This window comes from Streptomyces sp. NPDC050743, assembly GCF_044456925.1.
Lineage (GTDB): Bacteria > Actinomycetota > Actinomycetes > Streptomycetales > Streptomycetaceae > Streptomyces.
The window spans coordinates 201,418-214,900 of sequence record NZ_JBITGJ010000003.1 but is presented as its reverse complement, the minus strand read 5'-3'; the positions used below and the strand labels follow the sequence as shown (position 1 = coordinate 214,900).

Sequence of the window (13,483 nt, the reverse complement as noted above, 5' to 3'; positions counted from 1 at the left end):
AGCTTCGCACGGGCCTCAAGGCGCCTGACGGGCACACCGCAGGCCTTCGGGTGGATCGGGCCGCCAACGTTCTCGGGTTCTACGTCGACGTTGCCAAGCTGCCGTCAGGGTCGAAGCGTGGCCGGCTGGGGACCGCAGTGGCGGAGGAGGCGGCGATCAACGTGATCGCCGATCTCCTGCACTGGCTCGGGGCACACGGCCGGGACCCCGACGAGGTACTGGAGCGAGCCCAGACCCACTTCCTCGCCGACGTTGAGGTCCGCTGATCGTCAGTGTCGGTCAGCTCGCAGTAATAGCCGAGTACGTCCACACGTCGGCCGGAACTTCGTGCTTCAGGCGCCATGTGATCGCCATCGGCTTGCTGCCGGTGTGTTTTTCGTAGGTGGCCGGGCCGAGCAGCATCCACGGCTGGGACTTGCCTATGTCGGTGTTCTTGTAGCGCCGCATGAACAGCAGGACGTGGCTGCCGCGTTTCTTGTGCTCCTGGTAGCGCAGGCCGGTGGGGGAGTTGGCGGCGATTGTGCTCTGGGACTCCCAGTGGAAGAGCGTCGGGCTCAACGCGTAGTCCTTGTACCGGATGGTGGGCGAGAAGTCCTTCTCGTTCTTCTCCAGCGTGACGAGAAGTGCGTCGGTTTTAAGCTCCTCGACCCATTGCACCCCCTGTGCGAAGGAGCGGGGCATCTGTCCGCCGAAGCGGGCCACGCCGAGGGCGGCGAGGATCTCGGAGCGGTTGTAGGCGCTGTGAACCTTCAGCGGGAGGTGGCTGAGGGGGCCGGAGAGCGGGAGGGGGACGTGGTCGGACTGCTCGATGACGTGCGCAATCACCTGCCGCAGTTCGTCCCGGAACACCCGCTGGTCCCGCAGCGATTCCAGGCCTTCCTGGAAGCTGGTGAAGCCGCCTGCGTTGTCCCAGAGGTTGAAGAACAACATGCGGGCGAACGACTTGTCGGTGGGGTTGAGCTCTTCGTACGCCGGAGCGTCGTCCTGGAGAAGGCGGAGGTAGGCCTCCGCGCGCTCCGGATCGTCTACGTGCAGGAAGGCGTGAACCCGCTTGAGGAGTGCGGCCTCTGCAGAGGGTGCGGGGTCGTCGATCAGTCCGGCGCGACGCAGCACTGTCGTCCAGGAGTTGTCGCTCTTGTACAGCTCCTTGATCTCCCGACGGCTCTCCCGCAGGTAACTGGCGAGGCGGGGCGTGCCGTAGGCCCGGACCTCCTTCACCAGTGTCTTTACCGTGGCACCCAGCTGGGTCCGGATGTTGTCGAGGACGAGGTCTTTCGACTTGCCCTCCAGGATGATCTGGCAGCCGGACGGCAGCTGGGGGAAGTCGTGCTCGATGTGGTCAAGGAGTCGGTTCCGCGACAGGTTCGTCAGGGCTCGGAACTGTTCCTCGAAGCGGAACTCGGCCCGGTGCTGACCGATGAAGTCGAGGACGGTGAGAACGGGCTTCGATTCGGTGCGGCGCAGGCCCCGCCCCAGCTGCTGGAGGAAGACGGTGGCGCTGTTGGTAGGGCGGAGGAGGAGCAGCGTGTCGACGTCGGGGATGTCGAGACCCTCGTTGAACAGGTCGACAGAAAAGATCACTTGGAGTTTTCCGTCACGAAGGTCGGACAACGCCTGGGAGCGCACTTCAGACGGCGAGTCGCTGTCGAGCGCCACTGCCTCGAAGCCGGCCTTGCGGAAGAAGTCCGCCATGAAGTGGGCGTGTGCCTTGGTCACGCAGAAGCCCAGCGCCCGCATGGCGCCAGGGTTGGAGACCTTGTCCCGGATCTGCTTCACCACGATCCGGGCGCGCGCGTGGTTGCCCGTGTAGAGGTTGCCCAGCTCCGGGTCGGCGTAGGAGCCCTTCTGCCAGCCAAGGTTCGTCAGATCCGTGCCGTCGGGGATGCCGAAATAGTGGAAGGGACAGAGCAGGTCGTTCTCCAGGGCTTCCCAGAGCCGCATCTCGGCCGCGATTCGGCCCTCGAAGAACTCGTCTTGGACGTTGAGCCCGTCCATCCGTTCGGGCGTGGCCGTCAGGCCCAGCAGTTCCCTCGGCGTGAAGTGGTTGATGACGCGCCGATAGGTGGCGGCGGTGGCGTGGTGGAACTCATCGATGACGATGACGTCGAAGTGATCCGGCACCAGTTGCTCAAGACGCTGAACGTTGAGCGATTGGACGCTGGCGAAGACGTGGTTCCAGTCGCGTGGATCCTGCCCTGCGTGTAGCAGTTCACCGAAGGAGGCATCGTCCAGCACCTCCTGGTAGGTGCGCAGGGACTGCTTGAGGATCTCCTTGCGGTGGGCCACGAACAGCAGCCGCGGTCGGTCACCGTCCGACTTGCTGCACAGACTGCGGTAGTCGAGGGCGGCCATCACCGTCTTCCCGGTGCCGGTCGCCGCGACCAGAAGATTCCGGTGCCGCCCGCGCAGCTCCCGCTCGACAGTGAGCCGCTCCAGCATGTCCCGCTGGTGGGGGAAGGGGCGCACCTCAAGACCGGAAAGGTTGATCTTCAGGTCCGTGCTGGCCTTGGTGCCACTCGCCTGGGCCAGCGCTTCATCGAGACGTTCGGCGTGGAGGTCGGGGTCGTATGTCTCGAAGGCGATGTCGTTCCAGTACGCGTCGAAGGTCGCCTCGAACTTGTTCAGTACGGCAGGGGTCGCGACGGACGACAGCCGTACGTTCCACTCCAGCCCATCGAGCAGCGCCGCCTTCGAGAGGTTGGAGCTGCCGACGTACGCCGTGTCGAAGCCTGTCTCACGCCTGAACAGCCAGGCCTTGGCATGCAGTCGCGTGGAACGCGTTTCGTAGTTGACCTTGACCGTGGCGCCGAAGTCCCGGACCAGACGGTCGAGCGCGTGACGGTCGGTGGCGCCGATGTAGGTGGTGGTTATGACGCGTATCGGCACACCACGTTCCCTCGCGGCGCGCAGCGAGTCCTCCAGGACGCGAATGCCGTACCACTTCACGAACGCGCAAAGCAGGTCGATGCGGTCTGCCGTAGCCAGCTCCGCCCTGAGCTCGGCACCGAGGCTGAGGTCCTCTGGGGAGTTGGTGATGAGCGACGTCTCGGACAGAGGCGTCAATGGGCGCAAGGCGTAGACGCCCGGAGCCTCCTGCCGCGCGAGAGTCAGAAGCTGTCGCGGACCCTCGATGAGGGAGCTGACGGTTTCGGCATCGCTCGATTCCGGAGCGTTTGTAGCGGCCAGCGCCTCGAGGATGCGGTTCGCGACGCTGACGCGGTCCTCGGCCGGAACTTGAGCCAGCCTTTGGCCGACAGCGTCACCGATGTAGCGAGCCAGGACATGGGGAGCGGACTCCGAGCTGACCTCGGCGTCAATGGCTTTCCAGCCAGCCGCCTCGAATCGCTCCAGCTCGTCGCGTACGTCATGCGTGATCAGCTTCTCGTAGACGCCGGCGATCGGCTCCGATCGGCCCATGAGGTCTGCCACGGCTGCTCCCCCCTGATCCCTCGCGTGCTCGTGCGCTTCCTTGCGCGCCGATGTGGATCAGTTCTAACAGCAGCCACTGACAAGTGGAGGTTGTGTGCCCAAATCAGGGCACCGGGGCCCTCCGGGCCACCCTCGGCCCGGGCCGCTCCAGCACAGGGAAGAAGCGAGCAGGCGGCCCGGGCCGCGGCTTGCGGTCGTGGCGGATCGGGGCGTTCCTACGCTCCGTGGCAGGCGTCATAGACCTGGGCAGACCCACACCAGCACCCCGCCCCCCTCCCCGGCGGCCAGGCGGCCGCCCGCCCCCGTGCCGCCAGCGTCGTCGCGTACTGCGGCAGCAGGGTCGCGTCCTCCGGTGATGAGCCCTCCGAGGCGGCGAAAGCCTCGTACGACGGAACCGTGCCCGTGACGATGCCCAGGTTGGCGGTGCCGGAGGACGACAGTTCGCGCAGGGACGACTCTATGGTCGCCAGGTGGGTCTCGTGGGAGGGGTACTCCATGGTCAGGGTCGGGTAGGCCGACAGGAGTTCCGCCAGTTCCGGTGCCGGCCAGTGCAGGACCGCTACCGGGAAGGGGCGGGAGAGGGCCTCCCGGTAGGCGCCCAGTTCGGCCTGGAGGCGGGTGATTTCCGCCTGGAGTTCCGCCGGGTTCTCCGAGCCCAGGGACCAGACGCGTTTGGGGTCGTGGAGCTCGTCCAGGGACACGGCGGACGTGTGGAGCCTGTCCGCCAGGGTGTCCCAGGTGTCGTGGGGCAGGCCCAGCATGCGGCGGACGCGGTGGCGGCCGTAGAGGAGGGGGTGGGTGGCGGGTGCGGGTTCCGTGTCGTCCCCGTCCGGCAGGAGCAGGCCCGCCCCCTGCGTGAAGGTCTCCGCCGCCGCCTCCAGCTCGTCGTGGGACTCCAGGGACTCGGCGATGATCACCCAGGGGGCCGGGTCGCGGGGGGCGGATGTGCGCAGGCCCTCGATGATCGCCCTTGCCTCCGCCTCGTGGCCGTACTCCCAGAGGTTCGACGCCTTCAGGGCGCGGACCAGGGCGGGGTTGTCCAGGCCGTCGGCGGCGGACAGCAGGCGGTCGTAGAGCGCGGTGGCCGCGGGGCGGTCGCCGGACAGTTCGAGGTGGGCTGCCGCCCGCAGAAGCAGGGCCTCGGCGTCCTCGGGATACAGTCCGGCGGTTCGCTCCAGGCGTGCCGCTTCGGCGGTGTGGTCGACGTTCTCGGCAGGCGTGTCGGGGCGCATGGGGGACACCGTACTGCCGAGGGGTGACAGGGCGGGGTAAGGACCGGTCAGGCTCCTGGGAGATCTCTCCTACACCGTCACCCCGTCCAGTTGAAGCGTCTGGATCGACTTCGGGGCGAAGGCGACGGACAGGGATGTACCCGACAGGTATGTGTCCGAGTGCGGGGTGTAGAGGTCCGATCCGCCCGTCGTCACCGTGTTCCAGCGCGGGACCACGCCTCCCGAGCCGCCGGTCACGGAGGAGAAGCGGGACAGGTCGAAGGTCAGGGTCGTCGCCGAGGACGACGTGTTCGCCGCGACTATCACCAGGCGTTTCGCCTGCCTGTCCAGGGCCGCCGCCGCGTAGCTCGCTCCCGTGTCCAGGATCGTCATCCCGGGGCGGATGTGGCGGGTGAACTGCGCGAGGACGTAGTACTTCGTCTGCACCGCGCCCGGCTGCAGGGTGCCCGCGTCGTACGCGATCGTCGCCCAGCCCGCGCTCGGGTCCATCACCTGCCAGTACACCCAGGCCGTGGGGTGCAGCCAGCGGAAGTCGTAGAGGAGGTTGCCGGCCAGGGTCAGGCCCGTGGCGTCGCCGTCTCCCGTTTCCGAGTTCCACAGGGCCTTGCCCGCGGTCGTCACCACGTCCGTGTAGAGCAGGTCGCGGCGGCCGCCCGAGCCCTGGTAGCCGTGGACGTTCACCCGGTCCACGTAGCCCTTCGTCGTCGAGGAGAAGGAGTTCCAGGTGGTGCGGGCCAGGTCGTAGCTCGTCTCGTCCGACGCCGAGATCCTCGTCGCCGTCAGGCCGCGTTTGTTCAGCTCGCTGCGGAGGTAGGGGAGTACGGCCGCCTGGACCGTCGCGTCCATGTGGCAGCCCTCCTGGGTGCCCGTCGCCGTCCACCAGGAGGAGGACGGTTCGTTGAAGGCCTCCACCGTCGTGAAGGTCACGCCCCAGTTCTGTTTCGCGTACAGGGCCACCGACGCCAGGTGGGAGGCGTGTTGGCGGTAGTTCCAGGACTGGAGGTTGTTGCCGCCGCCCGAGGCGCCCGAGGGGTTGTGGTTGAGGCACATCCACCACATGGGGGAGTTGGCGAAGAGCTCGGAGATCGCGCCGCGTTGGGTGGCTTTCTGCAGCATCGCGCGCTGTGCCGCGTCCGCCGTCCACTTCCAGGACGACGACGCCGGGTCCTCGTTCGTCCAGTCCTGCCAGTAGCCCTCGATCTGCTTGAACGACGGGATGTCGGGAGAGGCGGCCATCGACTCGCCGCCCACGCTGTTCCAGCTGCACGCGCCCAGGTTGTAGCGGGCGATGTTCAGGCCCAGGCCGGGCAGCGCCGTGCCGCCGTACGTCGTCGTCTTCGTCGTGAAGAAGATGTCGGCGAAGTCGTCCCTCGCCCCGAAGACGTTCGCCCACCAGGCCAGCGAGGTGCCCCAGCCCTCCCAAGTGCCGTAGGCGGTCGACGGGTTGACCGATATCGTCGCGTCCGCCCTCGCCGTGCCCGTGGCCAGGGCGCTGCCCAGGATGCCCCCGCCCGCCGCGGCCAGCAGGGTTCTGCGTCGGATCATGGCTTCTCCGCCTCTCCGCTTTCCGGCCTCTTCGCCTTCCGGCTCTCCGCTTTTTGCGTTGCGTGCTCCGGCAGCAGGAAGCATCGGGGTGGCGGGTGGGGTTGTCGAGGGTTCCGACAGTGCTTTCTAAAACCCGTTGAGGAAGCCATCGGAGTCGGCGATCCGCTTGTGACTATGGCCAGTTGTGCCCGTTGCGCCTACCCTGCGGGCGGCTCCCGTGGGGGTCCGTGGAGGTGGGTGCGGATGCCGGCATGGTCGGGCGTGCGGGTCGTACGGCACAGCGATCGGCGTCGGCGTGCCCGGCGGCGGCGCGCGCTGTGGGGCGGGGCCGAGGCGCTCGTCACCGTCGGTGTGCTGCTCATGCTGCTGGTCGTGCACCAGCTGTGGTGGACCAACCGGGAGGCCCGGCGCGGCGCCGAACGGCAGGTGGAGGCGCTGGAGCGGGAGTGGGGCCATGGGGGGTACGGCGCCGGTGGCGCGGCCCCGTCGCCCACCGCCTCCGGCGCGCCCACGACCCCCGCACCGGCCCCGGACCCTTCCGCCTCCCGTGCGCCGCAGCGGTCGTACAAGCCCGTCGGTCCCCCTCGGCGGTCCCAGGCGTACGCCGTCCTGATCATCCCCCGGCTCGGACTGCGCGTCCCCGTCGCCGAGGGTGTGAGCAAGGCCGACGTCCTCAACAAGGGGTACGTCGGCCATTACCGGGGGACCGGGCAGCCGGGGCAGGCGGGCAACTTCGCGCTCGCCGGGCACCGGAACACGCACGGTGAGCCCTTCCGGTACCTGCCCCGGCTGCGGCGCGGGGACGACATCGAGGTGGAGACGGGGACGGCGACGTACACGTACGACGTCGACCAGATCCTGCCGCAGACCTCCGCGACGGACTCGGGGGTCGTCCGGCCCGTCCCGCGCTCCCTCGTCCGGCCGTCCTACGGCTACGACTCACCCGGTTACTACATCACCCTGACCACCTGCACCCCCGAGTTCACCTCGCGCTACCGGATGGCGGTGTGGGAGAAGCTGGTGTCCATGCGGCCCCGCTAGCGCGCCGCTACGTCCGCTCGCGCAGCACCATCACACTCACCGCCCCGACCGCCGCCAGCACCGCCGACACCAGCAGGGCGATGTTCGCGCCGTGGGCCAGGTTTCCGGACGAGGTGGCGAGGGCGATGGTCAGGGCCACGCCGGCGCAGGAGCCGATGTAGCGGAAGGTCTGCTGCGCGCCGGAGCCCATCGCGGCGCGTTCGCGCGGGACCGACTCGACGGCCAGCAGCGGCAGGGCGCCGTTGAGCAGGCCGCTGCCGACACCGCTGATGATCAGGCCGGGGAGCAGACGGGTCCAGGAGCCGGAGGCCAGGGCGCCGAGCATGGTCAGGACGGCGGCGGTGTGCAGGGCGAAGCCGATGGCCAGCTGGGCGCGCGGCGCGACACGGCCGGCCAGGTGCTTGACCTGGAGGGCGACCGCGAAGCTCAGGCCGGACCAGAGCAGGAGCAGCCAGGCCGTGCCCATCGGGGACAGCCGGAGGGTCTGCTGGAGCAGGGCCGGCAGGAAGCTGAACATGCCGATCACCGCGAGGCCCGTGAACAGGCCGCCGGCACCCGAGGCCAGGAAGCGGGCGTGGCGCAGCAGGCCGAGGTCGATCATCGGCGCGCCGGTCCGGTGTTCCACGGCGGCGAAGAGCGCGATCAGGAGGACGGCGGCGGCCAGCAGCAGTCCCACCGGTGCGCGCAGCCAGCCGTCGCGGCCCAGGGTCAGGGCCGCCACCAGGGCGACCAGGGCGAGGCCGAAGGTCAGGGCGCCGAGGACGTCCGGGCGGCCGCCGCGCGGGGCGCGGGACTCGGCCAGCGCGCGGGTGCCCAGCACGGCCACGACGACGGCGGCGGCGCCCAGCACGCCGTACGCCACCCGCCAGGTCGGCAGCGCGCCCGCGACCAGCGGGCCCACCGCGATGCCGCCGCTGACGAAGGCGCCCCACACGCCGGTCGCGTGCAGCCGGCCGCGCGCCGAGGGGAAGGCGGTCACCAGCAGGCCGAGGCTGCTCGCCAGGATCGCCGCGCTCGCCGCGCCCTGGGCGATGCGGGCGAGGGTGAACTGCCAGGTCGAGGTGGTGAAGGCGGCGAGGGCGGTGGTGATGCCGAGGGCCAGGGTGCCGGCGAGGAAGACGCGGCGGCGGCCGTAGTCGTCGGCGAGGCTGCCGGCCACCAGCAGCAGGGCGGCGAGGCCCAGCGGGGTGCCGTTCAGCAGCCAGGCCTGGCCGGAGAGCGGGGTGTGCAGGGCGGCCGCCGTGTCCGGGAGCGTGACCATCGGGGCCGTGTACGTCATCAGCGCCACGGCGGTGGCCGCGCTGGTCAGGGCGAGGGTGGCCCGGGGGCGCGCGGGGGCGTCGCGGGCGCTCGTGCCGCGTACGGCGGTGGCGGCGGGGGTGGTGGTGGCGGAGTCGATGCCGGTCATGGCGTGGTCCTGTCCTTCCGGGGCCTGCGGTGACGTGTGGATCACTCGGCGAACCAACGGTCAGTTCGTTCATTGAACTGACCTGACTCCACCACCGTAACACCGTGGGTTCGGTCACCGAACCAACCTGGCGGAAAGTGGCTACAGTGGACGGCATGGCACTGGGCAAGGACTACGCGACACAGGAGTGCTCGATCGCCCGCGCGCTCGAGATCGTCGGCGAGCGCTGGACGCTGCTCGTCGTCCGGGACGCCCTCTACGGCGTGCGGCGCTACAACGACTTCCTGGTCCACCTCGGCATCCCGCGCGCCGTCCTGGCCGCCCGCCTGCAGACCCTGACCGCCGAGGGCATCCTCGAAAAGCGCCGCTACCAGCAGTCGCCGCCGCGGGACGAGTACGTCCTCACCGAGACCGGCATCGCCCTGTGGCCCACCCTGCGCGCCCTCGGCCTGTGGGGCCGCGAGCACTTCACCGAGACACAGCTGCGGTACTTCCGGCACGCGGCCTGCGGTACGGACCTCGGGTCGTACGGCGAATGCCCCGCCTGCGGGGTCGTCGTACCGGTCGAGGACGTGGTCATGGAGCCTGGCCCGGGCCTCGACCCGGACCCGGCGGACCCGGTCAGCCGGGCGCTGCTGAAGCCGAAGCGGCTGCTGGAGCCACTGGAGACGGAACCCGCCTGACCACAGGCCGTGCTGTGAGCCGGCCGGTCAGGAGGAGCCCGAGCCGGCGCCCCTGAGGATGTCGACGCCGGCCTGGTCGGTCTCCTCCGGCCGGCCGCCCAGCCGGTGGACGACCACCCACCGGCCGTCCGTCATGGCCCCGGCGAAGACCGAGGCGTGTCGGGTCGCGCCGTTGTGCCAGAGCAGCGCGCCCGCCGACTGCCAGGAGGGAGCGGGATCTCCCAGCCGGCGCTCGATCACCAGCCGGACGAGCAGCTCGCCGACCGCACGCGGGGTCGCCCACAGGCCGCCCGCCGGAAGGATCGCCCCGTCCATGGTCCAGGGCCTGCGCTCCCTGCTGAGGAACCCGGGAGCCAGCAGGCGCCGGCCTGGCTCGGGACGTGCGCTCACCTCGTGGACGCCCAGCGGCCGCAGCACGTGCTCGGCGAGCAGTTCCCCGTACGGCGCACCGGCCGCGCCAGCCAGTGCCGCGCCCAGGACGGCGTACCCGAGGTTGGAGTACTCCTCCTGCTCTCCCGGCGGCCGGACCACGACCCCGTCCAGCCGCCCGAGCAGCCGGCGCAGGGCGTCGCCGTCGAACGCGGCGTACGGATCGCGGCCCCCGGTGCCGGGCGGGAGGCGCGGCAGCCCGGACGTGTGCTCGGCCAGGTGCCGCAGCGTGATGCCGGTGCGCGGGGCGGCGGGGAGCCAGAGCTCGACGGGGTCGTCGACGTCGAGCAGGCCCGCGGCGGCCATGCGCATGAGCGCCGTACCGGTGAGCACCTTGGTGAAGGAACCGATCTCGACGAACCGGTCCACCGCGTGACCGCCCGCGAGACGTGCGGGAGACGAGTCACTCAGGACGCAGGTGGGAGTGCGCGGCATGCGGGGCCCTTCAGACGTTCGGTCAGGTCTACCTGTATAAAGGGCAAGCAGGCGTTGGTGGTTGAGAGCGTGGGGAGGGAAGCCGGGTGGTCCGCAGTCTCGCGCGGTCGCGCGCGCTCGCCCCGTTGCTGCTGGTGCTGCTGCCGCTCGTGCTCCTCGACACCGGCAGTCTCTCCGCGACCGTGGCGCTCGCCGCGACCGCCGCGGCCGGGGCCGCGTTCACCGCCTGTGCGCTGATCGCCGCCCGCTGTGCGCCCGCGGTCCCGCCCACCCGGGTGCGTACGGCGATCCGCGACCGGGCCCGGCGCACCGCCTTCCTGCCCCAGCGCGATCCCGACGCGCCCGGCCGGCGCCGGCCCAGGGCACCCGGGCACGCCCTTCCGGCGACCGCCGCGTAGGGCACGTCCGTCCCTTGTACGCGTGACCCCGCGCGGGTCGTCATGCCGCTCTGCTCACTTCCGGCACGACGAGACCCCCGGAGGGCTCACCCATGTCCGTCTTCTCCGTCTTCGCCCGCCTGGTCGAGCAACTCGCCGACCTGCTCCAGCCGCTCTTCCACGCCTCCGCGGCCGCCGCCGCGATCGTCCTGTTCACCGCGCTCGTACGACTCCTCGTCCACCCGCTGTCCCGCGCCGCCGCCCGCGGCCGGCGCGCCCGAGCAGAACTCCAGCCCCGCATCGCCGAACTGCGCAAGAGGCACGCCAAGGACCCGAAGCGGCTGCAGCAGGCGGTGCTCGAACTGCACGCCGAGGAACAGGTCTCCCCGCTGTCCGGCTGTCTGCCCAGCCTGCTCCAGCTGCCCGCCTTCTTCCTGCTCTACCACCTCTTCTCCAGCTCCACGATCGGCGGTGAGAGCAACGGGCTGCTCGCCCACCGGCTGCTCGCGGCACCCCTCGGCGGGAGGTGGGCCGACGCGCTCGGCGGGGACGGGGTGTTCGGGCCGGCCGGGCTGGTCTACCTCGGACTCTTCGTCCTCGTCGCGGTCATCGCCACCTTCACCTACCTGCGCGCCAAGCGGACGATGGCGGCCGGCCCCCTCGCCGTGGGTGCGGTGGGCGCCGGGGACGGCGAGCAGGTGCCAGGGCTCGGCGCGGTCGGCAAGGTCATGCCGTTCATGTCCTTCTTCACGCTCGTCACCGTGGCCGTCGTACCCCTCGCCGCCGCGCTGTACGTCGTCACCAGCACGGCCTGGACCGCCGTGGAGCGGGCCGTGCTGTACCGGTAGCGAGGCGCGATGACGGTCCAGTACGTGAACAGGGTCTTGCGCAGTGGACAGCTCGATTGGAGGATCGACCAGTCCTCCGATGGCTGCACACATCGGTCCGGGCGTCCGCGATCGAGGGAGATGGTGACCATGAAGCTGCTGCGAGTCGGTACGGCAGGGGCCGAGCGGCCCGCGCTGCTCGACGCCGAGGGGACCCTCCGCGACCTGTCGGGCCTCGTGGACGACATCGACGGAGCGTTCCTCGCCGACGAGGCCGCGCTCGACCGGGTACGGGCGGCGGCCGAGTCCGGCGAGCTGCCCGCGCTGGACGCGACGGGACTGCGGATCGGGCCGCCGCTGGGCCGCATCGGGAAGATCGTATGCATCGGGCTCAACTACCACGACCACGCCCGCGAGACCGGCGCCGAACCGCCCGCCGAGCCGGTGGTCTTCTTCAAGGCGCCGGACACGGTGGTCGGGCCGAACGACACGGTGCTCGTCCCGAGGGGGTCGGCCAAGACCGACTGGGAAGTGGAACTGGCGGTCGTCATCGGGCGTACCGCCCGCTATCTGTCGTCGGCCGAGGAGGCGCTCGCGCATGTCGCGGGGTACGCGGTGGCCCATGACGTGTCCGAGCGGGAGTTCCAGATCGAGCGCGGTGGCACCTGGGACAAGGGCAAGAACTGCGAGACGTTCAATCCGCTGGGACCGTGGCTGGTGACGGCCGACGAGGTCGCCGACCCGCAGGATCTGCCGCTGAAGCTGTGGGTCAACGGGGAGTTGAAGCAGGACGGTACGACGGCCGAGCAGATCTTCCCCGTGGCGGAGGTCGTGCGGTATGTCAGCCAGTTCATGACGCTGTACCCCGGGGACGTCATCAACACGGGTACGCCGGCGGGGGTGGCCATGGGGCGGCCCGAGCCGAAGCCGTACCTGCGGGCCGGGGACGTGGTCGAGCTGGAGATCGCCGGGCTCGGCCGGCAGCGGCAGGAGCTCAAGAACGCCTGAGGGAGTGGGGGCTGCGCGAGCACGGCGGGTGCGAGTCCGCCGTGGTTCCTCGCGCCCACGCGGCGGAGCCGCATGTCAAACGCAGCCCCGCACCCCTGAGTCCGGAGAACTCACCCCAGCAGAGAAGCGAGGCGGCGCCATTCCTCCCTCGGGAGGCTGTCCCTGTCACCGCCGGTGATCGGCTGGAGGGCCACGTGGTCCGCGCCCGCCTGGTGGAAGGTGTTGATCCGCTCCCGGATGCGGCTGTCGTCGCCCCAGGCGAACACCGCGTCGACCAGGCGGTCGCTGCCGCCGTCGGCCAGGTCGTCCTCGGTGAAGCCGTGCCGCAGGAAGTTGTTGGTGTAGTTCGGCAGGGCGAGGTACATCGCCAGGGTGTCGCGGGCGAGGGAGCGGGCGCGGGACGGGTCGGTCTCCAGGACCACCTTCAGCTCCGGGGCCAGCAGCGGGCCGGCGCCGAGGATCTCGCGGGCCCGCGCGGTGTGCTCGGGCGTGACCAGGTACGGCACCGCACCCGCCGCCCGGTCGCGGGACAGCTCCAGGGTCTTGGAGCCGAGGGCGGCCAGCACCCGGCGGTCCGCGGGCACCCCGGCCTTGTCCAGGACGTCCAGATAGGAGACCAGCACCGAGTACGGCCGGCGGTACTGCTCGGCGAGCTTGGCGTGGCTCACGCCGAGCCCGAGCACGAAGCGCCCGGGGTGGGCCGCGTCCACCTCGGCGAAGGCCGCCGCGCTCGTCTCGGCGTCGTACTGCCAGATGCTCTGGATGCTGGTGCCGACGGTGAGGCGGTCGGTCCCCTCCAGAAGGGGAACGGCGTGCCGGGCGGCGCTGCTGCCGCCGAGCCAGGCGGCGCCGTAGCCGAGCTCCTCCAACTCGGCGGCCGCCTCCGCCAGTTCGCCGCGCCGGGAGGGGTCCTCCGCGCGCAGGCCGACGCTCCAGATGCCGTACCGGCCGATCCTGTCCTTCAAGGTGCTCACGGTGCTCATGGCGCTGTCCCTCCGGATGGAGCAGTGATCATCACGTCTGCAGCCATTCCCAACCGGAGGGATCGCTCACGTAATCCCGGTGGGTG

General features: G+C 70.5%; 12 protein-coding genes. 6 read left to right on the top strand and 6 right to left on the bottom strand.

The features are described 5' to 3' along the window. Positions 1 to 50: 50 nt before the first annotated feature. The gene (locus ACIBJF_RS05175) at positions 51 to 266 is read left to right on the top strand and encodes a hypothetical protein (protein WP_399172318.1); all 216 of its coding nucleotides are present in this window, start codon (positions 51 to 53) and stop codon (positions 264 to 266) included. Between the two features lie 13 nt (positions 267 to 279). Here ACIBJF_RS05175 and ACIBJF_RS05170 read toward each other — a convergent pair whose 3' ends face one another. The 3 genes from ACIBJF_RS05170 to ACIBJF_RS05160 all read right to left on the bottom strand — a co-directional run bounded on the left by ACIBJF_RS05170 (position 280) and on the right by ACIBJF_RS05160 (position 6,206). After that, positions 280 to 3,417 carry a DUF3427 domain-containing protein gene (locus ACIBJF_RS05170; RefSeq protein WP_399172464.1) on the bottom strand — a complete coding sequence of 1,046 codons (3,138 nt, stop codon included), beginning with the start codon at positions 3,415 to 3,417 and terminating at the stop codon, positions 280 to 282. Positions 3,418 to 3,644: 227 nt separating this feature from the next. Further along, positions 3,645 to 4,661: a hypothetical protein gene (locus ACIBJF_RS05165; RefSeq protein ID WP_399172317.1), complete on the bottom strand. Its 1,017-nt coding sequence runs from the start codon at positions 4,659 to 4,661 to the stop codon at positions 3,645 to 3,647. 69 nt (positions 4,662 to 4,730) lie between these two features. Next, entirely contained in the window at positions 4,731 to 6,206 is a 1,476-nt protein-coding gene (locus ACIBJF_RS05160; RefSeq protein WP_399172316.1) for a beta-1,6-galactanase, read from the bottom strand. 243 nt (positions 6,207 to 6,449) lie between these two features. Here ACIBJF_RS05160 and ACIBJF_RS05155 point away from each other — a divergent pair, with 243 nt between their 5' ends. Beyond that, entirely contained in the window at positions 6,450 to 7,247 is a 798-nt protein-coding gene (locus ACIBJF_RS05155) for a class E sortase (RefSeq protein ID WP_399172314.1), read from the top strand. 7 nt (positions 7,248 to 7,254) lie between these two features. Here the strand turns inward: ACIBJF_RS05155 and ACIBJF_RS05150 are convergent, their stop codons facing one another. Then, complete coding sequence (locus ACIBJF_RS05150; protein WP_399172312.1) at positions 7,255 to 8,655, bottom strand: MFS transporter; 1,401 nt, start codon at positions 8,653 to 8,655, stop codon at positions 7,255 to 7,257. A gap of 155 nt (positions 8,656 to 8,810) precedes the next feature. On the opposite strand from ACIBJF_RS05150, the gene ACIBJF_RS05145 reads away from it, so the two are divergent. Continuing rightward, entirely contained in the window at positions 8,811 to 9,338 is a 528-nt protein-coding gene (locus ACIBJF_RS05145) for a winged helix-turn-helix transcriptional regulator (protein ID WP_399172311.1), read from the top strand. A gap of 27 nt (positions 9,339 to 9,365) precedes the next feature. Here ACIBJF_RS05145 and ACIBJF_RS05140 read toward each other — a convergent pair whose 3' ends face one another. Continuing rightward, on the bottom strand, positions 9,366 to 10,202 hold the full coding sequence (locus ACIBJF_RS05140) for a serine hydrolase domain-containing protein (protein WP_399172310.1): 837 nt from the start codon (positions 10,200 to 10,202) through the stop codon (positions 9,366 to 9,368). Positions 10,203 to 10,288: 86 nt separating this feature from the next. Here ACIBJF_RS05140 and ACIBJF_RS05135 point away from each other — a divergent pair, with 86 nt between their 5' ends. The 3 genes from ACIBJF_RS05135 (at position 10,289) to ACIBJF_RS05125 (ending at position 12,414) form a co-directional block, all read left to right on the top strand. Further along, positions 10,289 to 10,600, top strand: a complete 312-nt coding sequence (locus ACIBJF_RS05135) for a DUF6412 domain-containing protein (RefSeq protein WP_399172308.1) — start codon at positions 10,289 to 10,291, stop codon at positions 10,598 to 10,600. A 92-nt stretch (positions 10,601 to 10,692) separates the two neighbouring features. Beyond that, entirely contained in the window at positions 10,693 to 11,427 is a 735-nt protein-coding gene (locus ACIBJF_RS05130; protein WP_399172307.1) for a YidC/Oxa1 family membrane protein insertase, read from the top strand. A 129-nt stretch (positions 11,428 to 11,556) separates the two neighbouring features. Continuing rightward, positions 11,557 to 12,414: a fumarylacetoacetate hydrolase family protein gene (locus ACIBJF_RS05125; RefSeq protein WP_399172306.1), complete on the top strand. Its 858-nt coding sequence runs from the start codon at positions 11,557 to 11,559 to the stop codon at positions 12,412 to 12,414. Positions 12,415 to 12,524: 110 nt separating this feature from the next. On the opposite strand, the gene ACIBJF_RS05120 is transcribed toward ACIBJF_RS05125, so the two are convergent. Continuing rightward, on the bottom strand, positions 12,525 to 13,397 hold the full coding sequence (locus tag ACIBJF_RS05120; protein ID WP_399172305.1) for an LLM class F420-dependent oxidoreductase: 873 nt from the start codon (positions 13,395 to 13,397) through the stop codon (positions 12,525 to 12,527). Positions 13,398 to 13,483 lie beyond the last annotated feature (86 nt).

Coding starts and splice junctions, on each gene's coding strand:
- ACIBJF_RS05170 (WP_399172464.1), bottom strand. CDS start 3,417: ATGGGCCGATCGGAGCCGATCGCCGGCGTCTACGAGAAGCTGATCACG.
- ACIBJF_RS05165 (WP_399172317.1), bottom strand. CDS start 4,661: ATGCGCCCCGACACGCCTGCCGAGAACGTCGACCACACCGCCGAAGCG.
- ACIBJF_RS05160 (WP_399172316.1), bottom strand. CDS start 6,206: ATGATCCGACGCAGAACCCTGCTGGCCGCGGCGGGCGGGGGCATCCTG.
- ACIBJF_RS05155 (WP_399172314.1), top strand. CDS start 6,450: ATGCCGGCATGGTCGGGCGTGCGGGTCGTACGGCACAGCGATCGGCGT.
- ACIBJF_RS05150 (WP_399172312.1), bottom strand. CDS start 8,655: ATGACCGGCATCGACTCCGCCACCACCACCCCCGCCGCCACCGCCGTA.
- ACIBJF_RS05145 (WP_399172311.1), top strand. CDS start 8,811: ATGGCACTGGGCAAGGACTACGCGACACAGGAGTGCTCGATCGCCCGC.
- ACIBJF_RS05140 (WP_399172310.1), bottom strand. CDS start 10,202: ATGCCGCGCACTCCCACCTGCGTCCTGAGTGACTCGTCTCCCGCACGT.
- ACIBJF_RS05130 (WP_399172307.1), top strand. CDS start 10,693: ATGTCCGTCTTCTCCGTCTTCGCCCGCCTGGTCGAGCAACTCGCCGAC.
- ACIBJF_RS05125 (WP_399172306.1), top strand. CDS start 11,557: ATGAAGCTGCTGCGAGTCGGTACGGCAGGGGCCGAGCGGCCCGCGCTG.
- ACIBJF_RS05120 (WP_399172305.1), bottom strand. CDS start 13,397: ATGAGCACCGTGAGCACCTTGAAGGACAGGATCGGCCGGTACGGCATC.